This is a genomic window from Mangrovivirga halotolerans, from assembly GCF_026241165.1.
Classification (GTDB): Bacteria; Bacteroidota; Bacteroidia; order Cytophagales; family Cyclobacteriaceae; genus Mangrovivirga; species Mangrovivirga halotolerans.
In genome coordinates this window covers 610,520-632,043 of sequence record NZ_JAPFQN010000005.1, presented here as the reverse complement: position 1 = coordinate 632,043, position 21,524 = coordinate 610,520, and the positions used below count along the sequence as shown (strand labels likewise).

Annotated in this window: 20 protein-coding genes; 8 read left to right on the top strand and 12 right to left on the bottom strand. The window is 35.5% G+C overall.

The features are described 5' to 3' along the window. The first annotated feature begins 386 nt into the window (after window positions 1-386). Window positions 387-971 carry a hypothetical protein gene (locus OO013_RS10615; RefSeq protein WP_266056783.1) on the top strand — a complete coding sequence of 195 codons (585 nt, stop codon included), beginning with the start codon at window positions 387-389 and terminating at the stop codon, window positions 969-971. A 340-nt stretch (window positions 972-1,311) separates the two neighbouring features. Further along, on the top strand, window positions 1,312-4,311 hold the full coding sequence (locus tag OO013_RS10610; protein ID WP_266056782.1) for a PAS domain S-box protein: 3,000 nt from the start codon (window positions 1,312-1,314) through the stop codon (window positions 4,309-4,311). Here the strand turns inward: OO013_RS10610 and OO013_RS10605 are convergent. From OO013_RS10605 to OO013_RS10585, 5 genes are all read right to left on the bottom strand, one after another. Then, complete coding sequence (locus tag OO013_RS10605; protein ID WP_266056781.1) at window positions 4,301-5,011, bottom strand: tetratricopeptide repeat protein; 711 nt, start codon at window positions 5,009-5,011, stop codon at window positions 4,301-4,303. The two genes, OO013_RS10610 and OO013_RS10605, sit on opposite strands and share 11 nt — an antisense overlap. Before the next feature lie 446 nt (window positions 5,012-5,457). Beyond that, complete coding sequence (locus tag OO013_RS10600; RefSeq protein WP_266056780.1) at window positions 5,458-5,880, bottom strand: DUF2147 domain-containing protein; 423 nt, start codon at window positions 5,878-5,880, stop codon at window positions 5,458-5,460. 127 nt (window positions 5,881-6,007) lie between these two features. Next, window positions 6,008-8,203 carry a sodium-translocating pyrophosphatase gene (locus OO013_RS10595; RefSeq protein ID WP_266056779.1) on the bottom strand — a complete coding sequence of 732 codons (2,196 nt, stop codon included), beginning with the start codon at window positions 8,201-8,203 and terminating at the stop codon, window positions 6,008-6,010. Between the two features lie 175 nt (window positions 8,204-8,378). After that, entirely contained in the window at window positions 8,379-9,086 is a 708-nt protein-coding gene (folE, locus tag OO013_RS10590) for a GTP cyclohydrolase I FolE (protein WP_266056778.1), read from the bottom strand. After that, window positions 9,049-9,456, bottom strand: a complete 408-nt coding sequence (locus OO013_RS10585) for a 6-pyruvoyl trahydropterin synthase family protein (RefSeq protein WP_266056777.1) — start codon at window positions 9,454-9,456, stop codon at window positions 9,049-9,051. The genes folE and OO013_RS10585 overlap by 38 nt, the downstream gene beginning before the upstream one ends. A 72-nt stretch (window positions 9,457-9,528) precedes the next feature. On the opposite strand from OO013_RS10585, the gene OO013_RS10580 reads away from it, so the two are divergent. From OO013_RS10580 to OO013_RS10570, 3 genes are all read left to right on the top strand, one after another. Continuing rightward, entirely contained in the window at window positions 9,529-10,983 is a 1,455-nt protein-coding gene (locus tag OO013_RS10580) for a phytoene desaturase family protein (protein ID WP_266056776.1), read from the top strand. A gap of 139 nt (window positions 10,984-11,122) precedes the next feature. Then, window positions 11,123-11,779 carry a phosphoadenylyl-sulfate reductase gene (locus OO013_RS10575; protein ID WP_266056775.1) on the top strand — a complete coding sequence of 219 codons (657 nt, stop codon included), beginning with the start codon at window positions 11,123-11,125 and terminating at the stop codon, window positions 11,777-11,779. A 19-nt stretch (window positions 11,780-11,798) separates the two neighbouring features. Next, window positions 11,799-12,719: an NAD-dependent epimerase/dehydratase family protein gene (locus OO013_RS10570; RefSeq protein ID WP_266056774.1), complete on the top strand. Its 921-nt coding sequence runs from the start codon at window positions 11,799-11,801 to the stop codon at window positions 12,717-12,719. Here OO013_RS10570 and OO013_RS10565 read toward each other — a convergent pair. Continuing rightward, window positions 12,716-13,639: an ion channel gene (locus OO013_RS10565; RefSeq protein ID WP_266056773.1), complete on the bottom strand. Its 924-nt coding sequence runs from the start codon at window positions 13,637-13,639 to the stop codon at window positions 12,716-12,718. The genes OO013_RS10570 and OO013_RS10565 overlap by 4 nt on opposite strands. A 306-nt stretch (window positions 13,640-13,945) precedes the next feature. Here OO013_RS10565 and OO013_RS10560 point away from each other — a divergent pair, with 306 nt between their 5' ends. The 3 genes from OO013_RS10560 (at window position 13,946) to OO013_RS10550 (ending at window position 16,115) form a co-directional block, all read left to right on the top strand. After that, entirely contained in the window at window positions 13,946-14,449 is a 504-nt protein-coding gene (locus OO013_RS10560; protein WP_266056772.1) for a hypothetical protein, read from the top strand. A 331-nt stretch (window positions 14,450-14,780) separates the two neighbouring features. Next, window positions 14,781-15,827, top strand: a complete 1,047-nt coding sequence (locus OO013_RS10555) for a hypothetical protein (RefSeq protein ID WP_266056771.1) — start codon at window positions 14,781-14,783, stop codon at window positions 15,825-15,827. A gap of 69 nt (window positions 15,828-15,896) precedes the next feature. Further along, the gene (locus OO013_RS10550) at window positions 15,897-16,115 is read left to right on the top strand and encodes a hypothetical protein (protein WP_266056770.1); all 219 of its coding nucleotides are present in this window, start codon (window positions 15,897-15,899) and stop codon (window positions 16,113-16,115) included. 79 nt (window positions 16,116-16,194) lie between these two features. Here OO013_RS10550 and OO013_RS10545 read toward each other — a convergent pair whose 3' ends face one another. The 6 genes from OO013_RS10545 to sufD form a co-directional block, all read right to left on the bottom strand. Further along, the gene (locus OO013_RS10545; RefSeq protein ID WP_266056769.1) at window positions 16,195-17,184 is read right to left on the bottom strand and encodes an energy transducer TonB; all 990 of its coding nucleotides are present in this window, start codon (window positions 17,182-17,184) and stop codon (window positions 16,195-16,197) included. A gap of 571 nt (window positions 17,185-17,755) precedes the next feature. After that, on the bottom strand, window positions 17,756-18,172 hold the full coding sequence (locus OO013_RS10540; protein WP_266056768.1) for a BrxA/BrxB family bacilliredoxin: 417 nt from the start codon (window positions 18,170-18,172) through the stop codon (window positions 17,756-17,758). Window positions 18,173-18,190: 18 nt separating this feature from the next. Further along, entirely contained in the window at window positions 18,191-18,508 is a 318-nt protein-coding gene (locus OO013_RS10535) for an SUF system Fe-S cluster assembly protein (protein WP_266056767.1), read from the bottom strand. Window positions 18,509-18,514: 6 nt separating this feature from the next. After that, window positions 18,515-18,940, bottom strand: a complete 426-nt coding sequence (locus OO013_RS10530) for a SufE family protein (protein WP_266056766.1) — start codon at window positions 18,938-18,940, stop codon at window positions 18,515-18,517. A 3-nt stretch (window positions 18,941-18,943) separates the two neighbouring features. Then, window positions 18,944-20,185, bottom strand: a complete 1,242-nt coding sequence (locus OO013_RS10525; RefSeq protein WP_305067216.1) for an aminotransferase class V-fold PLP-dependent enzyme — start codon at window positions 20,183-20,185, stop codon at window positions 18,944-18,946. Window positions 20,186-20,187: 2 nt separating this feature from the next. After that, window positions 20,188-21,513 carry a Fe-S cluster assembly protein SufD gene (gene sufD, locus OO013_RS10520; RefSeq protein WP_266056765.1) on the bottom strand — a complete coding sequence of 442 codons (1,326 nt, stop codon included), beginning with the start codon at window positions 21,511-21,513 and terminating at the stop codon, window positions 20,188-20,190. Window positions 21,514-21,524 lie beyond the last annotated feature (11 nt).

The following is a 21,524-nucleotide window of genomic DNA, read 5'->3' as shown; positions in this document are numbered from 1 at the left end:
ATCTTTTTATTTGAAAAATATAGCGTTTGCGGTCTGATTTTTTTCAATTTAGATGCTTTGTGAAAGTATTATATTTTGCTAAGATACTATTTGGCAAATAATAATTTCTCCCTACCCTCGAAAATCACAAAGAATTAGTTGTTTTTGCTATTAAATTTGGAATAAAACTGCGTTTAGAGACAGATAGGGTGGTTTTTTTAAAAAAAACATAAAATATTCTGATTACAAATACCTATTTTATCATACTCATAAACCGAAACCGTTTGAATTTATAAATTATTAATAATACGTTTAAAAACACTATCAATTCGCATTAATTGCGTCAATACATTGCCAATTCCATAATTGATCTCTACTTTTGTAATATAATTCAATACCAAACAATTATGAGAAAGTTAACATTAACAATTTTACTTGCAGTAGGGGTTACGATTAGTTCTGTAGCTGCTACAAGTATTAAGGCGGACACAACAAAAAATGATGATCTGGCTTTAGAGAGAATTTCTGAAAAAAGTGTATATCATCTATCTTATTATAATAAAGCTTTTGATCTATACACTTTAATAGTAAAGAAAGGCAATACTGTAATTTTTAAGGATCAGGTAACCGGTAATGGAATCGATAAGATTTATGATTATGGTAAGCTTAAAAGCGGTGAATACAAAGTTGTTGTAAATTCTTCTAAATCAGGGAGATTGATTGAGAAAACAATCACTGTAGTTAGTGATGTGGATTTCCTTAAAAGTAGATTCATTGTTTCTAAACAAGATGATGGTCGCGTTTTGATTAAGAACAGAACAGGAGAGAAAATAGAAGTGATGATTAATATAAATGGTCAAAGAGATACTATTACTAAGTTAATTTCTTTTAATCCGCTCGAAACTAAAATTTTGAAGATTGAAGACGATGTTAATACATCTGAATTGACAGTGTTTTATAATGGTGAAAATTTAGCATCACTTAATTTCTAAAATATTTAAGATCGGTTTTTCATGTTTATTTGGGTTAAAAAGGGGAAGCAATAGGCTTCCCTTTTATTTTTTCAATAAACGTAGAAATCTTGGATATATAATTTTGTAATTTTCATTAAATAAAGCTTTTCATTAAAATAATAACAATAAAGTTTAGTTTTTGCGTTTATATTGATCTAAAAACAACCGTTTATTTGAAATATCCGCAAATAATTGCATCTTGCAATCAAACACACAGTTTTTCATGTTTATTTGGGTTAGTTAAGGGGAGCAAAGCTTCCCTTTTTTTATGTTTATTCGTCAAAGAATGATTAAATTTGATGGATAATTTTTTAAGAGTATGCTAAGTGAAGGATTTTTTAATAATTTCAGTGACGTTGCTTTAATAGTGCAGAAGGATGAGGTTATAAGTTTTAATAACGCTGCTCAATCTTTTTTTGATACTATTGATCTTCCCATTTCTTTTAATTCGTTTATAAAATCTAATCTTGATAATCAACAACCTATTGGAATTGGATTAGTTTCTTTATTCAGGGATTACCTAAAAAAGTCAGGTCAGGAGGGAAGCTCTTCTTTTGAATATTTACATAGAAATAACTGGTATGAAATTTCAATTATAAGATGTGACCAAGACACTTTTTTTATTTCATTTAAGGATATTTCATTTTACAAAAAATTCGATCCTCAAAACAAGATAAATTATAAAAGTCTTGCGGAGTGTTCTCCTGATACCATTATAAGATTTGATAAAGAATATAAATTCCTTTATGTAAGTGAAAATATTTATGATCTTCTGCATTTAAGAGCTGATGACCTCATTGGTAAATCAATATTTGAGATTGGTTTTAATAATGAGATAATTGACCTATTGTCCTTTCACGTTTCCTCTGTATTCATTCATAAGAGCAAACAGCGTGTAGAATTAAGATTACCAACAGGTGTATTCATAGATCTTTATATGGTTCCGGAATTTGCTGTGGGGGATGAAATATCTTCTGTTGTAGCAACTGCCAGAGATATTACCGAGTTGAAAGATACCCAGGAACAAGTTAGTAGAAGTCATGAGGTTCTAGCGGACGCATTTCGGATGGCAAAACTTTCTACCTGGGAAATAGATGTTAAACTAAATAAAATCACTGTTAATAATTTTCTGCAGGAGAACACCTCCAAAGATTATCATTTTAAAGATTTTTTGAATCAGTTTATTCTTGAAGAATATCATGAAAAAATTATCCAGGCTGTTAAAGACTGTATATCAGCAAAAGATGAAAATTTCAAGGCTACATTAAATTATCAAATTGTAGTTGGTCAGGATATCAGAACTTTCATGACCAATTTAAGAATTCGTAAAAATAGCGTTGGGAATACAGTTTTTATTTATGGTACCAGTTATGACATAACTGAGTTAAAAAAGGCTAAACAAGACCTGAGAGTTTCAAACGAAAAACTCTGGGATGCTATGAAAACAGCTAATTTAACTAACTGGGATTTGAATTTGATATCGGGTCGAGGTCAGGTCCAAAAGCATTTTCTTTCAAATATTGGTATTGAGGTAGACGAGGAAGTTTATAGCTTCACGCTTAAGGAATTGTTTGGCTTTGTTGTAGACGCTGATAAAGCGAGATTATTAAGAACTTTTAATGAATCTTTTAAATCTAGTGAACCACACTCTCTTAAGTTTTTTGAATTTAAAGTTAATGTGAAAGGCAAAATTTTCACAATATCAGCAAGCTTTAGACTTAAATTAAGCTCTGACGGAACAGCTATTTATTGTTTTGGTACAGCACAGGATATAACCAGATTAAAGGAAGCAGAGGAAGAGTTAAAAGACTACAGGGAAAATTTAGAATCTCTAATAGAAATCAGGACGCAGGAACTTATCAGCAGCCGAAGGAATTTACAGGATGCACTTGATTTAGCACAACTGGGAACCTGGGAAATAGATATATTAAATAATCCAGGATACTTTACGGGAAGTAAAATCTCACAAAATATTATAGGTCTAAGCAAAACTCAATGTCCGATTGAAGAATATATTTCTCTTGTTCACCCTGAGGATCTTCACTATTTCAAAAAAAGCCAGGAAAACTCTGTCAATGCTAAACCAGGTGATAAACTTGATAACATTGAATATAGAATAATTAAGCCAAATGGGGAAATAGCTCATCTTTATATATCTACTAAAGTAGCTCACGATGAAGAGGGAAATCTGGTGAAAATGTACGGAAATATTCAGGACATATCTCCGATTAAGAAAGCCCAGGAAGAAAAAGACAGGCTAACTAAAATAATTGAAAGTTCTTCTGATATTATCTGCCTTATAAATAAAGATAAAACTATTCAGTATATGAATAAGGCAGGGAAAATTTTCTATGGTATTGATTCCGAAGATGACCTGAAAGGACAATCAATAGAAAAATTCCAACCTAAAAAATCAGTTAGCCGTGATCCTGAACTTTGGGATAAGCTTGAGGAAGATGGTTTCTGGATGGGTGAAAATATTGAAGTTAAGTACGATGGAACAGAATTTCCTGTTTCACAACTTTTAATGGCTCACTATGGTAAAGATGATCAACTTGATTGTTTTTCCACTGTTATCAGGGATATATCCATGCAGAAAAATATTGAAGAAGAGCTGAGGTATAAAAATCATGAATTGGATACCTTTGTTTATAAGGCTAGTCACGATTTAAAAGGGCCAATTACATCTTTGATAGGTTTATATACCCTGGTGAAATATGATGTGAATGATGTAAAATCACTCGAATATTTTGAAAGATATAATGCACAGATCAACAGGTTAAATGATCTGCTAAATGACTTGTTAAACCTTACTAAGATAAAAGATAAGGAAGCAGAGAAATCCCGAATTGAATTGAAATCCGAAATCAATGAATTCATTGAAACATATTCTGATAAATCATCTAATCCTGACCTGGAAATAAATTTAGATATTGAAGAAAATCTTGTTATTTATTCTGATAAACTATTGATCAGAACAATTCTTCAGAACTTGATCGAAAATGCGTTTAAATATTCAGATAATAATAAGAAAAAACCTTTTATTGGAATAACTGCAAAAACAAGGGGTGGGCATCTTAATTTAATTGTTGAGGATAATGGTATAGGGATCGATACTGAACATCAAAAAAATATTTATAACATGTTTTATCGAGCGACCGAAAATAGTTCTGGGTCTGGCCTGGGTCTTTATCTTTTAAAAAATGCTATTGATAAATTAAAAGGAGCAATTAATGTGGAAAGTGAACCTGGACAAGGAACAATTTTCAAATTAAAAATCCCTTTTTCACAAAATCATAAAGAAGAACCTACCTTTTAGTTAAAGACTTGATGAATTCAAAGAAATCAGCCCTTTCCTTTTTATCAGATATAATATTTCGAGTTGTTTTTAACAAGTGGGTAAAATTTAATTTTTTACTTTCCCTGGATTGACTTTTTTGGATTTCTGCTTTTGGCTCAGGTATATCTGGTGAATTATTTTCTGAGCTTAAGTTTTGTTCAGCTGGCTTTCCATCAGCAATAGTGTCAGCACGCTTAAATGAAAGTTGAGCAGCTTCTTTTCTTCCCAGTTTTTCTTCGACTAGCCCCTTGTTGTTATATGCAATAGCATCCTCAGGGTCTAATTCAATTGCTTTGTTGTAATCTTGTACGGCGCCTTCCAAGTCACCTAATCGATCTTTTATAAAAGCTCTGGAAGAGTATCGGTAAGGATTGTCAGGGTCTAGTTCAGCTGCAAGATCGAGGTCTTTCATAGCAGCAGTCTGGTTTTTATTAAGAAAGTGAGCTAAAGCTCGTTCACTAATCACTGCAGGGTTATTTGTATGCTCGACAAGCTTATCAAAATCTGAAATTGATTTTTCAAACATGTTAAGCTTAGAATATGCTTTTGCCCTGTTGTAAAGTGCATCGAGATTTTTATCATTACCTTCCAGAATCTGGTTAAAATGACCAATAGCTTCTTCAAACCTTTCCTCGCTGCACAATTGTTTTCCCTTTGCTAAAACCTCTTCCACTGTCATATTTAATTAATCATTTTGACTCTCTTGGTTCTCTTTTTTCTTTTATGCCTTTTTGAGTCATAAAGTTTTTTTCTCGTTTTTGGTTTTACCACATATATAGTTGAACCTGAATCATTTGATTTACAGGAAACTGTGGAAAATGATAATCCACTGATCAGGATAACCACTACCAAAGCCGAAGAAAAAAATTTGTTCTTTATTCTAATACCTATTTTCATAGATGGTTGTTACAATTTTGTTGAATTTTATAAGACTACATTCTATAAAATCCTGATTCGATGCAAATATGGTAAAAACAAAGCACTTTAACTGATAATAATAGGGGGTCAACAGTACTTGTGCATAGGAATTTTTAATTCTTCTATTTTAATAATAACGAGTCAAAAAATATAAATTGTAAAAAACTGTAATATAAAAAAACCGGCTTCTGCCGGTTTAGATTTTTTTTAATTGACTGGATACCAGGTTTGAGTTCGGTATAGAAAGGCTAGATAACCCCTTACTTTCAAGGTTTTTCCTTCCCTCCATATCTTACATCGATAAACACTTCCATTTTCAGGATCTAAAATGGTTCCATCTTCGTATTCCCCATCTTCGTTCTTTTCCATGCCCTTGATGATTTCCATACCCTGCACAGGTTTCATATATCGTGGATCATCTTCATCACATTCTTTACACTTGGCATTTTTTCGGTCTTCATTTAAAATTTCAACCACCTTACCGTAATATTCACCATCTTTCTCATAGATAGAAACAATGGATTTAGGCTCACCTGTTTCATCATCTATAGTTTTCCATTTTCCGGTTATTTGAGCTGATACTGTTTGAAATCCGAAAACCAGTAATAAAAGCAATAAAAAATTTCGCATATTTTTAAAAGTTGATTAATCGATTACAAAAACGAATTAATGACTAAAATAGTTTAAATAAATTCAAATTAAAGAATTAAGATCATTGATTATAAAAAAAAACTCCGGACGAGCCGGAGTTTAAAATTTATTTTTCTGCTTGTTTAGTTTCTTTAATTTTTATCTCCACCTTCTCGATCTTTTTATCTACGTGAGAAGTGTGGTGATCATTAACAGAAATATAAGGTGCAATAACTAATGCAACGATTGACATCAGTTTGATCAAAATATTCATAGAAGGTCCCGAAGTATCTTTAAATGGATCACCTACTGTATCACCAGTTACGGATGCTTTATGAGCTTCAGAGCCTTTATATTCCATCTTGCCGTTAATTTCAACACCTTTTTCGAATGATTTTTTAGCATTGTCCCATGCGCCACCAGCGTTATTCTGGAAAATACCCATCAAAACTCCACTAACAGTCGTACCAGCAAGAACTCCACCTAGTACTTCAGGGCCAAATGATAAACCAACGATTATTGGAGTCAATAAAGCAATAGCTCCTGGCAGGATCATTTCTCTGATTGAAGCCCTCGTAGATATCTCAACACATTTATCGTATTCAGGCTCTTGTTTGTATTCCATTATGCCAGGCATTTCTTTAAACTGCCTTCTTACTTCATTTACCATATCCATTGCGGCTCTACCCACAGCAGCTATGGCAAGAGATGAGAATATAAACGGTATCATACCTCCGATAAACAATCCGGATAGTACATCGGCCTTATAAATGTCTATTGAACTAATACCGGCTATTCCTACGTAAGCAGCAAATAAAGCCAAAGCAGTTAGTGCTGCAGAAGCAATTGCAAATCCTTTACCTGTTGCTGCAGTTGTATTACCTACTGCATCAAGAATATCTGTTCTTCCACGAACTTCCTCAGGAAGACCACTCATTTCTGCGATACCACCCGCATTATCAGCAATCGGACCGAAGGCATCAATAGCTAACTGCATCGCTGTGGTTGCCATCATTCCGGCAGCTGCAATACCTACTCCATAAAGTCCTGCGAAAGAATATGAGGCATAAATACCACAAGCAAGGATTATGATTGGGAGGAAAGTAGATTCCATACCCACTGACAACCCGCCAATTACGTTTGTTGCATGACCAGTAGATGATTGTTTGATTATCGAATTCACAGGTCTTTTACCCATTGAAGTATAGTATTCTGTAACGATACTCATTAATGCACCTACAATCAATCCGGTAACTACAGCGTAGAATATACCCATTTTGGTAAATCCGGCAGACCCTTCACGCATCAATACCAATTCTCCGGCTGGTAACAACCAGTCAATGATAAAATATGAAGCTGCAACAGTTAAAATAATCGATGCCCAGTTTCCAATGTTAAGAGCATTCTGAACACTGCTGTTTTCTCCTTTAATTCTTACCATTTGAGCGCCGATAATAGAAAATATAATACCAACACCACCAATGATCATCGGAAGTAGAATAGGGGCAATGCCACCAACTGCATCATCTGATTGAATTTCTCTACCAAGAACCATCGTAGCCAATATTGTTGCTACATATGATCCGAATAAATCCGCACCCATACCGGCAACATCACCGACATTATCACCTACGTTATCAGCAATAGTAGCAGGGTTTCGTGGATCGTCCTCTGGGATTCCCGCTTCTACCTTACCCACAAGGTCTGCTCCAACATCTGCAGCTTTGGTATAGATACCACCACCAACACGAGCAAATAGTGCAATACTCTCAGCACCTAAAGAAAAACCTGCCAATACCTCAAGAGCAGTTTCCATCTCGATACCATTTGCACTGCCACCGGTAGAAAGTACGTAATAATTATAAAATACGATAAATAAACTACCAAGACCAAGAATCGCCAAACCGGCTACACCAAGCCCCATTACTGTACCACCTGTAAATGAAACATTCAAGGCTTTTTTGAGGGAGGTTTTAGCAGCCTGTGTGGTTCTGACATTAGCTTTTGTAGCAATTCGCATCCCGATAAAACCCGCCAATGCAGAGAAAAAGGCTCCAATAAGGAATGCAACTGCAATAACCCAGTCTGAATTTTCAACAAGACTTCCGGAGTAAGCCAAAAGAGCTCCGACAATCACTGCAAAAATCCCTAATACTTTCCATTCGGCTTTAAGAAAAGCCATTGCTCCTTCAGCGATGTAACCCGCCAATTTCTGCATCTTATCCTCTCCGGCATCCTGCTTGTTTACCCAAGCTGCTTTTATGTACATGACCAAAAGGCCAACCAAACCAAGCGCCGGCACCACGTAAATTATATTACTCATATTGTCTTAGTTGGATTAGTTAAAAAGTTTAAAGATGCACAAATATATAAGATGAGAGGAGAATAGAAAATAAAATTTTGTTTTCTCTGTCTGCTTTTTAAAGCAATTATCTTAAAAATTGAACATAAAAAAAGCTGCCGTTAAATAGGCAGCTTAAATATGATTAATGCATATATTATCTTGTACTATCCTTATAGATGTGATTAAGGAATTCTTTCTTTCTGTCTTCATTCAGGAACTTTCCACTGTAGTGAGTGGTTACCGTTGATGAATTGGTATCATTTACACCACGTGAAGATATGCACATGTGATCAGCATCGATTACAACTGCCACATCTTCAGTTTTTAATACCTCTTTTAATTCATTGGCTATTTGAACAGTCATCCTTTCCTGCACCTGAGGTCTTTTCGCATAATATTGGACAATGCGATTTAATTTTGACAAACCAATAATGTTACCATTTGAAATGTAAGCCACGTGAGCATGACCATAGATAGGTACAAAGTGGTGTTCACAATTGGAGTGAAACGTAATGTTTTTCTCTACCAGCATTTCATGGTACCTGAATTTGTTTTCAAAAAGTGTGATGTCTGGCTTGTTCTCAGGATTTAAGCCGCTAAATATTTCCTTGACATACATTTTTGCCACTCTTCTTGGGGTACCTTGCAGGCTGTCGTCATTCAGGTCAAGACCTAAAATCGTCATAATTTCTTTAAAATGCTTTTCGATCAGTTCGATCTTAAGTTCATCGTCTTTATCGAAAGCATCCGCTCTCATTGGCGTTTCCAGTGATGTGCCAACATGCTCATCACCCAAATCATCTATTCTTTTTTCTATTTTTTCGTCAACACGGGTATTCAACGAAGTTTCTCGGTGTTTCATATAATCTGACTGTTAAATCAAGTTTCTTATCAATTTCTTTTCTTAAAATATTCCAAATAACCACAGCAATGTTTTCTGCTGTTGGGTTAGCATCCCGAAAGTCCTCGACATCGAGATTAAGATTTTTGTGATCATAACGTTTTATTATTTTATCCTTAATTAAATCGCTTAATTCTTTCATATCGTAAACATAACCCGTTTCCGGATCAGGTTCACCGACTAATTTGACTACTAATTCGTAATTGTGCCCATGAAAATTCGGATTATTACATTTTCCAAATACTTTGTCATTCTTTTCATCACTCCAATTCCGATTATATAAACGGTGGGCAGCATTAAAGTGTTCCTTTCTATATACAGCTATTTTCATATTTCTAGCATTTTATTAAACCCCATTCCGAAAATTTTGTTTAATAATTAACATTAAAATATTAAACAAAATATGAAAAATACTGACGTTGCCATCGTGGGAAGCGGGTTATCATCATTAGTCTCTGCAGCTTTATTGGCTACTGAAGGGGTAAAAGTAAGTATTTTTGAACAAAATTACCTGCCTGGGGGCTGTACAAGTTCATATTGGAGAAAAGGATATACTTTTGATAGTGGTGCGACTACGATTGTGGGATTTGATGATGGCATGCCAATGAAAATATTTTCTGAAAAAACCGGTATTGATTTTAAGTTGAGAAAACTTGATCCTCCCATGCAAGTACATATGCCTGATAAGAAGGTGCTTACCAGGTATAATGATATAAATAAATGGATGGCAGAAGCGAAAAATTACTGGGGTAGCAATGAAGATCTCAGAAAATTCTGGGAAGAGATGTATAAAGTGAGTAAAGATGTATGGAAAGTTAGCGGACAGCAAATTCAGTTTCCACCATCGAAAACGAAAGATCTGCTTAGCCTGATAAAAAACTTTCAACCCGGTCAGTTAAAACTTGTTCCAGCTGTATTTAAAAATGTTCAGAATGAAATTGATAATTATCAGCTGAATGATCTAACGCATTTCAAACAATTTATCAATGAGCAACTTCTCATTTCAGCCCAAAATTTTGCCGAAGAGGTAAATAAACCATTTGGTGCTGCGGCTTTATGTTATACTAACTATACAAACTACTATGCAGATGGTGGATTGATGGGGTTGATTCAGCCAATAATTGATTACCTGGAAGAAAACGGAGTTGAGCTGATGTTAAGAAATCCTGTGGAAAATATTGTAAAGACAAAAAATGGTTATGAAATAATTTCAAAAAATGGAGTTTTTCGATCTAAATACCTTATTTCGGGCGTTCCTGTAAATAATACGGTGCAGTTGTGTGATTTTGAGATCAGGAAATCCAATAATTCAAAAATATTACCTTCTGAAAAGTTATATAGTGCATTTCAAATAGGGATTGGTTTTAAAGGAAAGTTAGATTTTAGGGCTATTCACCATCAGATCTTGCTTGATGGAAAGATTCCTGAACTTGATGCTGAGTCATTTTTTCTTTCAGTAAATCACCCCGAAGATAAGTCCAGAGCTCCTGAGGATCATAGTGTTGCAAATATCAGTATGCATATTCGGAATCCTGGAAATACACGATTCGATAAGGAGGCTGTAGCTAAAAGGGTGCTAAAAGAGTTGGATGAGAGAAACCTTATAAAAAGAGATTCCGTTGATTACCTTCATAGTTCTACCCAGTTTAGCTGGGAGAAATGGACGAATCGTGCTTTTGGTTTTGTCGGTGGATATCCTCAATATCATTCAATAAAACCATGGCAGATGATTGATGCCAGGATGGATGGAGATAAAGCTTATCAATGTGGAGACTCTACTTATCCGGGGCAGGGAATTCCCGGTGTCGCACTAAGTGGAATGATCGCCGTAGAAAAGCTAAAAGCTGATTGGTTTTAATTTATTGATTTCAAAAAGAATGTGGTTTAGTGTTCTTATCCGTAAAATATTACTACGGTTATTAATAAAACCATGCTCGAATTATTGAATTGTTATTGAAATCGTATATTTGTGCACTTACAAACAATGGGAGGAAATTTTGACTTTCGAAGAATTTACATCCAAGATCGAATTATATAAGCACCAGGGGAAAAAGGTATTTACCTCTTCCAGTTTTCAGACTCATAGTCTGGTAATGCTACACATGATCAGCCGAATTGATAATACCATACCGGTCTATTTTATCAATACTGGTTATCATTTTCCTGAAACCCTTACTTTTAGAGACCAGGTTGCTGAAGAATTTGGGCTTAATGTTCAGGATATAAAGTCAACAACACCTAAAATGATGCAGAAAGATGCCAATGGGAGGCTTCTTTTTACTAGTGACCCCGACCATTGTTGTTATTTAAATAAGGTTCAGCCTATGGAGCCTCTTTTAATGGAATACGATGTCTGGATAAATGGTGTTCGAGGTGATCAGTCTGCTGTCAGAAAGGCAATGACTGTGGAGCAACCGGCTCCAAATGGTGCAATTAGATTTCATCCGATGTTAGACTGGACGATGCGGGATATTTTTGCTTACATAAAAGAACATAATCTTCCGAGACATCCTCTAGATGCCAAAGGATATAGTAGTATAGGTTGTGAACCATGTACTCGCAAACCAGACCCGGAAATGCACGAAAGAGAATCCCGATGGTTTGGAATGAAAAAAGTTGAGTGTGGCCTGCACACTGATTTAGTAAAAAAGTAAAATCTATTACCACAAACACATGCGAATATTAATTACAGGAGGAGCAGGTTATATCGGTACTGCGCTTACTTCAACCTTGCTAGAACAAAATGATGTAGATGAGGTGATCGTTTATGATAACCTTTCAAAACAGAATTATAATTTTTTCCTCGGCCATACTTACCCAAATAAGAATAAACTTACATTTATACAGGGTGATCTCCTTGATTCACGCTCACTTAAAAATGCACTGGAAGGAGTGGATGTGGTTTACCATTTGGCTGCAAAAGTAACGACTCCGTTTGCAAATTCGGACCCACATTTCTTTGAGCAGGTCAATCACTGGGGTACAGCCGAGCTTGTTTATGCACTGGAGGAGAGCGATGTGAAAAAACTCATTTATTCAGGAAGTACTTCTGTTTATGGTTCATCCAAAGAAGAAGTGACTGAAGGAACAGAACCAAACCCACGTACTTTTTATGGTATCTCTAAAATGAGAGGAGAGGAGCACGTGCAAAGGCTGGTCAATAAAATGGATACTTACATCCTTCGCTGTGGTAATGTGTATGGATATAACAAATCAATGAGATTTGATGCGGTGATTAACCGATTCATGTTTGAGGCTAATTGCAACGGAAGAATAACTATTCATGGTAATGGTAAGCAGGGCCGGGCTTTTATTCATATCGATCTGTTGACCAAAGTTTTTAAGGAAATAGCCTTTAAGGATATTAAAAAAGGGATATATAACGTTGTTGACAGAAACCTGTCTGTGCTTGATCTTGTTGATGTTGTAAAGGAAATTTATCCGGAATTGGAATATTTATTCATTAACCAACACCTTAAATTAAGGGAATTAAGAGTTGCCCAGGATTCTGCTCTCAGATCACAGATTGATTATGAAAATAGCAGATCTTTAAAAGATGAATTGCTTGACTTCAAAGACAGGTTTTCCTTTTAATTTATTTTTTCATATTTACTGATCTTATTCAGATCAAAGACTGTGTGTCCGTGCCGATCTGAATAATAGGCCGGAACAAATTTACAACCAAAGGCAATTTCATCAGATATGTACGAATATCTTTGGTGAACATGTTCACTATACGTATCATCAAAAGCCTTGAAATGAATCAGTAGCTCAAACTCAAAATCATCTTTTGTGTCTTCATTAAAGCCATATAAAGGGCTTTTTTCGGTGATCTCATGTACTACTGTCCAGTTCAAAGGAAAAAACAAGATGTATTTACGTTCCAGTTTGAGATTATAAAAATTATATACAGGTCCTCCGGGACCTATTTCTTTTTTCTGCATGATCACTTCTATCTCAGCTTCCATTAGGGTGTTACTTTTTAGATTCCCAATTCGAAACTGAAGCATCTTTTTATCTTCTTTTTCAACCATCAAGGCCTGTTTGCTAAAGATTATTTTAGCCTTTGGTCTGGAAAAACGACTATATAACAGACCAGTAGCGATAGCAAACATCATAAATCCTAAAAAAGCCTCAAAGCTGGCTATGATATTGGTTGTCAGGCCGATTGGATGTAAAGCTCCATATCCAACAGTGGTAAAAGTCTGAAAACTGAAAAAATAGGAGATAAGTAATGGATTATTGGTGGAGAGTGATTCAATGCCTCCAATATGCTCAACTCCAATATTTAAATAGATCAGGGCAAATACGAGGTTGATAAATGTATAGCCCAGGATAAGGACCAAAAAGAACAAAGACCACCGGATATTAATTAGCCATTCGAAAGTGCTGACAAGGATATATGTTCTTCCAATGCGCTTAACATTAAAACTACCGTCTTTATTGATTGTTCTACCCGAACGGTATTGAACTTTATCCCCGGTTCCCGGATCTCTGCGTTGGTTTTTGATCATAGGTTTTCTGTTAGTTAAATTTATTCTGATTGTATTTTAAAAACAAATCTTAAATGAAAGGTCAATATTTAATATTAACTTTTTGTTTAGTATTGTTTAATACTGACTCAACATTCTATAAAAAAGCTTCTTTATAAAGAATAAATAAGGATATACAAATTATTTAATTTTAAAGTTGACCAATCAGTTTATTTATTTGACTCGACGTTTAATTATTTCCGATTAAGGAAATTACTTCGGTTTAAATATTATTTCACTTTTCTTGCCTTGAATTAATCAGGATTCTAAGGAATTATTTTTATGATCGTGTCCACTAAAATCAGAAAAGGAAACACATTATTAACTGTGGTCGGGTTACTATTCATTTTAACTACAGGCCGTTTGAATAATGGACCTGTAAAAATTCCTTTAGAAAACATAGACGAAAGTACCCGGTTTTATGGATCTCATATTGCAAAGGATATTTTTAGTTCTTTTTCTTCAGATGAAGGTGCGCGTTATTTATTAGACAAAAAGTATATCACTCCTAAGATTTATCAAGGGATTAATAATAGCGGTCAGGTATTTGATAAATCTTATTTTATGTTCCGAATGATGCTGGGGAAAATTGAATCATTCAAATTATTTGGAGGAGAACAACCCCATATAATCCGATCTCTCAGATATAAACTGGAAGTTGAAAACGAGGATCAAATAAAAATAGGTCTTAATACAAATGATGATCTGGCCGGGTATTATTTATTTGTTACAACCAAGCATGGCGAAATAAAACATGAAAATCTGTTACTAAGATTGGTTTACGTTGATTAATAAGTGTTCAATAGGATTATCATTAATTAAGCGACTTTATCAACGCTTTCACTTATGAAATACCCAATCTTGGGTATTGACTTTACCCATTTCACTACCTATTATTGTTTTACGCCTCAAAGAATTATCAACTAATATGAAGCTATCCGTACTGTCTGTTTAGAAGGCAGTTGAATATGCATGTGATTTGTAGTAATCTATTTATCTGATTCAAATTTTATCAATTTATTAAGGCCTGACTCACTCACCTCTTTTTATTTCTTTCATTAATCAATAGTAATATTTGGAATTTGGCAGGCGCCAGGTAAAACTATGTTAAACAATATTTATCATGGCTAAATCAAATGGAGAGTCTTTAGACAAAATGTTTGAAGTTCAGTCGAAAATGGAGCCTGAACTTCTGGAAAAAGAAAACGTTGTTGGCGTTGCGATCGGTCATAAGATCAAAAATGGTGTAGAGAAAAATGAAGATGTTATGACCTTGTTTGTAAACCAAAAACTTCCCGAGAATCTTTTATCATCCGAACAAAAGATTGAAAAGGAATACAACGGGGTGAAAACTGATGTGGTGGAAATAGGTGATATCTTTGCCGGCTTTTTAGATCCTGAAACAGGTGTTGAAGTTGATGTAGACACTGAAGTACAAGTAGATCATGAACCAATGCCTGATTATATTGTTCAAGCAGGAGCTGGATCAACTCTTAAACGAAGGGTTCGGCCTGCAGAAGGAGGCTATAGTTGTGGTCATTATAAGGTCACTGCAGGTACCATTGGTACATGTTGCTATGATCTTACTCCCTTTCCGGGTATTCCCAGTAAGTATTATATATTAAGCAACAATCACGTAATTGCCAATTCAAATGATTGCCGCATCGGAGATCCGATCCTGCAGCCTGGTCGAATAGACGGAGGCACCTATCCAAGAGATGTTATTGCCCGATTAACCAGGTATGTTCCAATTAAATGGATCAATGGGGATAAAAAACCGTGTAATTATGTAGATGCAGCCATTGGTGAAGGAAATTTCCAGGATTTGGACCGGGAGATTTACTGGCAAGGAACAGTTAAAAAGTTGTATGATGCACCAAAAATAGGAGAGATTGTTCAAAAAACAGGGCGTACAACAGGATTTACAACCGGTAAGATAACCAACATCAATGCAACAGTTAACGTAAACTATGGTAGTGGTCGTGTTGCGAAATTCTGCAAGCAGATCGTAACTACCCGCATGAGTGCACCGGGTGATTCAGGAAGTCTCATCCTTGACAGAGATGAAAATGCGGTAGGATTATTATTTGCAGGGTCCAGCACACGGACTATCGTAAATAATATTCTATATGTTCAGTCTTTATTAAAAGTAAGGCTTACTGAAAAATAATCACTTATTATGTAAATTATAAAGGCCAGGACATTCTGATGTTTTGGCCTTTTTTAAAACTAAATAATTATGGAAGATATAAAGACAGCGATCAACAAAGCAACAAAATGGATGGATGAGTATGAGGGGGTAGAAGGAGTTGCTGAAGGAAACAAAGGAGGCAGACAATGCATTACAGTTTTTGTCTCGAATGAAGAGATAAAAAACAAACTACCCAAAGAAGTTGACGGATACCCCGTAAAAGTAGAGGTAACAGATTCATTTAATGCAATAGATGATAAATTGTGAGTTTATAGAAGTTTAATATTAGGTAGTTATGAATCGAAGGGTGTTTCCTGTAATATACCTAATGTTCTCATTCTGATCTTTAATTCAAACTAAAGACTAAAGGAATTGTGATGTCTACTTTGACAGGTTTACCTTCTTTTATCCCGGGAATCCAATAAGGAGATTTTCTTAACACTCTAATAGCTTCTTCATCACAACCGGCACCTATACCTCTGACAACTTTATGATTGACAGATCTACCATTGGTATCAATTTGGAAGTTCACGTATACTTTTCCAGTGATACCCATTCTTCTAGCTGCTGGAGGATATACTATGTTTTCACTTACATATTTATAAAAATCATTTATTCCTCCCTGAGGATATGGTTTGATTATATCCTCTTCTTGTTTACGGATTTTATTTTCTATTTTAAAGGAAAAATTCCGACTGTATTTTTTGTCGTTTTGTGTCGCAGGAGACCAATAACTCAAGGATGAAAGCAATTCTATTAAATATCTTTCATCATCATTCTTAGGATTATTCTTTCCATTAATCAGAAGGTTTTCAATATTTCCATCCTGGCTAACGGTAAATGAAATCAAATAACTAAAATCATCATTTAATTTACCCAGGTAGTTTTTCCTTTTTAACCCATTGTTGATATCATAATAAAATTGCGTAATATCATCTTTATAAATTGCAGGATTTTCGAATTCAGAAATTTCATTCCATATGGATTGAAAATCAAGACTATCCATTTTTTCATCAATTAGATTAAAATCAAAGCTTCCAAGGTTTACAGGTTTCTTATTGAGTTTAATTTGAGCGGGTGCTTTTGATTCAAAACTAAATGTATTGGTACCATATTGGACGTGCGAAATAAAAATAAAATCATAAGAGGCCATAAGAAAAGTAATATTTCCGGATTCATCACTGATTATTGGTTTATTTCCGTTTGTAAACTGAATAAGTGCATCCGCAATTGGAGTATTTGTTTCTGCGTCTATTAATTGAACTTTTTGTTTTTTAGTTTGAGAAAAGCTGGAGAAAGTAAGTAGAATAAAAAGAAATAGAAATGTCCTCATCATATTACTAGTAATGGTTGATCAGAGCTGGTACTTGCAATTTAAATCCGTCTGATAAAATAAAATTTTGGTTGATTTTTAAAATTAGTTTATTCAATTTATATGCACAAATTAATAATGGTGGATCATAATAGTTTCCCCTCTAGCGTAAGCATGTGATTGTGCTATTATTGTCTGAACTAAGATTTATAGGATGTAAAGATTAAAGGATTGATATATTGACGATTTAATCCCCAAAGAGCGCAAGTTTAATCTTGTTATAGTATCAAATAGGTCAGCACTAATTCAAGAAGCCTTTTGGACCGATCATCATTAGTTTCTTTAAAACTATCCAACCTCACCGTTTAGCCCTGCATTACGTCTTCACTATCCAGAAATGAAAAAATGATTTAATTTAATTGCCGGCATGAGCAGGAAATATATTAAAATCTATAGTTTCGCTTAACGATAACGGCACAAGTGGAACCTTGCGCCAGAGGGGGGAATTCGGGTTATTAGTTTTTTTATGGAGATTAGAATTAAAAAAAGCTGTTTCGAATCCGAAACAGCTTTATATCAACAATCTAAAGTCTTTTTAGCAGTATTCTTCAAAAACGCCTTCAAGGTGTCTGGCAATTAATTCTGCCGGTGCACCTTCAATCTGGTGTCTTTCTACAAAGTGAACCAAATCTCCGTCTTTGAACAAGGCAATACTTGGAGATGAAGGAGGGTAAGGAAGTGTCATTTCTCTTACTTTGTTTACAGCTTCGCCATCAACACCTGCAAAAACTGTTGTTAAGTGATCAGGCTTAACATCAGCATCTTCAACAGCCATTCTAACACCTGGTCTTGCAGCTCCTGCAGCACATCCGCATACAGAGTTGATCACAACCAAGGTAGTTCCTTTATTGTCAGCAAAATGCTGCTCAACATCTTCTGCTGTTTTTAATTCTTTGAATCCTATATCTGTTAATTCAGCACGCATCGGTGCTACTAATTCTGCTGGATACATATCAGTATATTTCTGTTTTTATAAAAATCCTAATTCTAATTTTGCCGCTTCACTCATCATATCCTGAGTAAATGGCGGATCGAAGGTCAGTTCAACCTGAACATCATTGATACCTTCTACTTCTTTTACTGCCTTTTCTACATTTCCCGGAATTTCTTCCGCTGCAGGGCAGGAGGGAGAAGTCAGCGTCATCAATACGTGTACGTTGTTTACCGGAAAGAAGTTGATCTCATAGATCAATCCCAATTCGTAAACATCAACCGGAATTTCCGGATCAAATACAGTTTTGATTGCTGCAACTACTTTGTCTTTTAATTCTTTCTGTTCAGCGTCCATAATTCTCTAATTTGAAACTTTCTGAAGTACCATCGCATCAAGCTTCATCTGCTTGATCATTGCTCCAAAACCATTCGAGCGTTGTGTTCCGATAAACCTGTTCATGCCGATCTTTTCTGCAAAGTATAAATCAGCATTCAATATGTCCTCAGGTGTCTGATCTGAGAATACTCTGATCAACAAGCTTACCAGCCCTTTGGTAATGGCTGTGTTACTGTCTGCTTCATAAACGACTTTTCCGTCATCAAGTTTAGCATTTAACCAAACTTTTGACTGACAGCCTTTTACTATATGTTCTTCATCGCGTTTGTCTTCGGGATAATCAGGAAGTTTTTGACCTAATTCCATCAGGTATACGTTCGACATTTCCATGTCTCCGTCCAACAAACTAAATTCTTCTATTATTTTTTCTTGTGCTTCTTGTATAGTCATTGATTATCCAAAAATTTTCACCACCTTTTCAAGACTGGCGATCATTGCATCCACTTCTTCTTTAGTATTATATACGGCAAAAGAGGCCCTTACTGTTCCCTCAATGTTAAAAAGATCCATTAAAGGTTGAGTACAATGGTGTCCGGTACGTACCGCAACACCGGCAGAATCGAGCATTTGTCCGATATCAAATGGGTGAATGTTGTCAAATAAAAATGATATAACCCCTACTTTTTCAGCTGCAGTGCCATAAAATTTGATGTTTTCAAACTTTGACAGCTTTTCCATGGCATAGTCGTGCAGCTCCATTTCATGGCGCATGATGTTTTCCTTGCCGACCCTATCTATGAATGATATAGCCTCTTTTAAAGCGACTACATCAGCAATGTTAGGAGTTCCGGCTTCAAATTTATAAGGAATGTCGTTCCAGCTGCTTTTTTCAAAAGTCACCTCGCTGATCATCTCCCCGCCACCCTGATAAGGAGGCATCGATTCTAAAAGTTCTCTTTTTCCATATAAAATACCCACTCCGGTCGGACCGTACATTTTATGTCCGGAAAAAGCCAGGAAGTCACAATTGAGCTCCTGAACATCCAATGGCAGGTGAGAGGCAGCCTGGGCTCCATCGATCATTACTACTGCATTGAATTTGTGTGCTTCTTCGATGATCTGTTTTACCGGATTGATAGTTCCTAAAGAATTTGAGGCATAAACGACCGACACAATCTTTACTTTGTCAGAAAGCATCGATTTATATGCTTCGAAATCCATTTCACCCTTATCATTTACCGGGATAATTCGAAGTTTAGCTCCTTTTTCCTCACAAATCAGTTGCCATGGAACAATATTGCTATGGTGTTCCATCGCACTAATGATCACTTCATCACCTTCAGAAAGAAATTTACGTCCGTAAGAAGAGGCCAACAGATTAATGCTGTCAGTTGTACCTTTAGTAAAGATGATTTCTTCCTTTTCAGGAGCATTTATAAACTTTTGAACAACTTCACGGGTAGATTCAAATGCTGTGGTAGCCCGCTCAGCAAGTGTATGGATCCCTCGATGGATATTAGCGTTATCACGAGAGTAATAATGCTCTATAGAATCAGTAACCTGCTTTGGTTTTTGAGTAGTAGCTGCGTTGTCAAAATAGGCCAAAGGCTTATTGTTGACCAGCTGATCCAATACAGGAAATTGATCACGTATATATTTGATATCGATCGATTTAGAAGCCGTGTCTACAGACATTATTAAAAGTTTTTGTGTAAACGTTCTGAGATCAGGTTTTCAAGATAGTTTCTAACCTGCTCGTTTCCGATATGCTCTACGATGTCCATTGCAAATGCATAAAGCAGTAAAGCCCTGGCAGATTGCTTGTCCATACCACGTGATCTCAAATAGAAAAGTTGCTCCGGATCAATCTGTCCCGTAGTCGCACCATGAGAACATTTTACATCGTCAGCCCAGATTTCAAGCTGTGGCTTAGTGTTTATGGTAGCATCTTCTGAAAGAAGTACGTTACGGTTAGACTGGAAGGCATTCGTTTTTTGCGCATCCTGTCTTACGAATATTTTTCCGTTAAATACTCCTGTAGACTTATCATCAAAAACACCTTTGTAAAGTTCATTACTATCAGCATGTGGTTTTCTATGATCCACTGTTGTATGGTGATCTACATGGTGATTGTCTTTCAAAAGAGAAAGACCGTACATGTTAGCCTCACAGTGACTGGCGTCAAGCGTGATGTTAAGGTTATTTCGAACCATCATACCACCAAAGGAAAGGGTAGTAGAGGTGAAATTACTGCGTTCGTCTTGCCAAACCTGAGTATTTCCTACATGAACATTCCCATTGTGTTCACTTTGGATCTTATAGTATTTTACAACCGCACTTCTGTTTACAACGATCTCAGAAACAATGTTTGACAAGCTGTGGTTTTCACCGATGGTGTCAAACTTTTCAATGACCTCACCCTGAGAATTTTCGCCAAATACAAACAAGTTGTGTGGGTGAGTGATTACACCACCTTCCTCAGTGTAATTCAGGTAATAGATCATTACCGGTTTGGAAAGGATCTGTCCCTTTTTGATGTTAATGTAAATACCTTCATTGGTAAGTGAATCATTGATCGCAGTAAATGGATCTGATTCAGGAGTTGCATGTTTTCCGAAGTTTTCGATGCAATCTTTTTCATTTGCTTCGAATGCTTCTTTAACAGTCATCAGGTTGATTTCTTTTGAAAGCTCATCCCAATGGCTTAATTCTTTATTTAAAATACCGTTAATGAAGAAAATGCTGTAGGCATCAAGATCCTGGATAATTCGATCTTTCACCGCCTGATCTGAAATTTCAACAGAACGGTTCCAGTCGTCCTCGGTAAAGTTTTTCTCGATTACCTTATCAAGTCCGGTATATTTGTATTCTTCGTTTTTTCTTGAAGGTGTACCAACTTTAAGGTATGAATCAAAGCTTTCCTTTCTGAAAGAGTGGAAATCACTTGATTTTTCACCATTAAGTTGTTTTTCCCAATTATCAAATCGAGCCTTCAGCCCTTCTTTGTTATAAAGTTCTGGCATGGAAGTATTTC

Coding starts and splice junctions, on each gene's coding strand:
- OO013_RS10615 (WP_266056783.1), top strand. CDS start 387: ATGAGAAAGTTAACATTAACAATTTTACTTGCAGTAGGGGTTACGATT.
- OO013_RS10610 (WP_266056782.1), top strand. CDS start 1,312: ATGCTAAGTGAAGGATTTTTTAATAATTTCAGTGACGTTGCTTTAATA.
- OO013_RS10605 (WP_266056781.1), bottom strand. CDS start 5,011: ATGACAGTGGAAGAGGTTTTAGCAAAGGGAAAACAATTGTGCAGCGAG.
- OO013_RS10600 (WP_266056780.1), bottom strand. CDS start 5,880: ATGCGAAATTTTTTATTGCTTTTATTACTGGTTTTCGGATTTCAAACA.
- OO013_RS10595 (WP_266056779.1), bottom strand. CDS start 8,203: ATGAGTAATATAATTTACGTGGTGCCGGCGCTTGGTTTGGTTGGCCTT.
- folE (WP_266056778.1), bottom strand. CDS start 9,086: ATGAAACACCGAGAAACTTCGTTGAATACCCGTGTTGACGAAAAAATA.
- OO013_RS10585 (WP_266056777.1), bottom strand. CDS start 9,456: ATGAAAATAGCTGTATATAGAAAGGAACACTTTAATGCTGCCCACCGT.
- OO013_RS10580 (WP_266056776.1), top strand. CDS start 9,529: ATGAAAAATACTGACGTTGCCATCGTGGGAAGCGGGTTATCATCATTA.
- OO013_RS10570 (WP_266056774.1), top strand. CDS start 11,799: ATGCGAATATTAATTACAGGAGGAGCAGGTTATATCGGTACTGCGCTT.
- OO013_RS10565 (WP_266056773.1), bottom strand. CDS start 13,639: ATGATCAAAAACCAACGCAGAGATCCGGGAACCGGGGATAAAGTTCAA.
- OO013_RS10555 (WP_266056771.1), top strand. CDS start 14,781: ATGGCTAAATCAAATGGAGAGTCTTTAGACAAAATGTTTGAAGTTCAG.
- OO013_RS10550 (WP_266056770.1), top strand. CDS start 15,897: ATGGAAGATATAAAGACAGCGATCAACAAAGCAACAAAATGGATGGAT.
- OO013_RS10545 (WP_266056769.1), bottom strand. CDS start 17,184: ATGATGAGGACATTTCTATTTCTTTTTATTCTACTTACTTTCTCCAGC.
- OO013_RS10540 (WP_266056768.1), bottom strand. CDS start 18,172: ATGTATCCAGCAGAATTAGTAGCACCGATGCGTGCTGAATTAACAGAT.
- OO013_RS10535 (WP_266056767.1), bottom strand. CDS start 18,508: ATGGACGCTGAACAGAAAGAATTAAAAGACAAAGTAGTTGCAGCAATC.
- OO013_RS10530 (WP_266056766.1), bottom strand. CDS start 18,940: ATGACTATACAAGAAGCACAAGAAAAAATAATAGAAGAATTTAGTTTG.
- OO013_RS10525 (WP_305067216.1), bottom strand. CDS start 20,185: ATGTCTGTAGACACGGCTTCTAAATCGATCGATATCAAATATATACGT.
- sufD (WP_266056765.1), bottom strand. CDS start 21,513: ATGCCAGAACTTTATAACAAAGAAGGGCTGAAGGCTCGATTTGATAAT.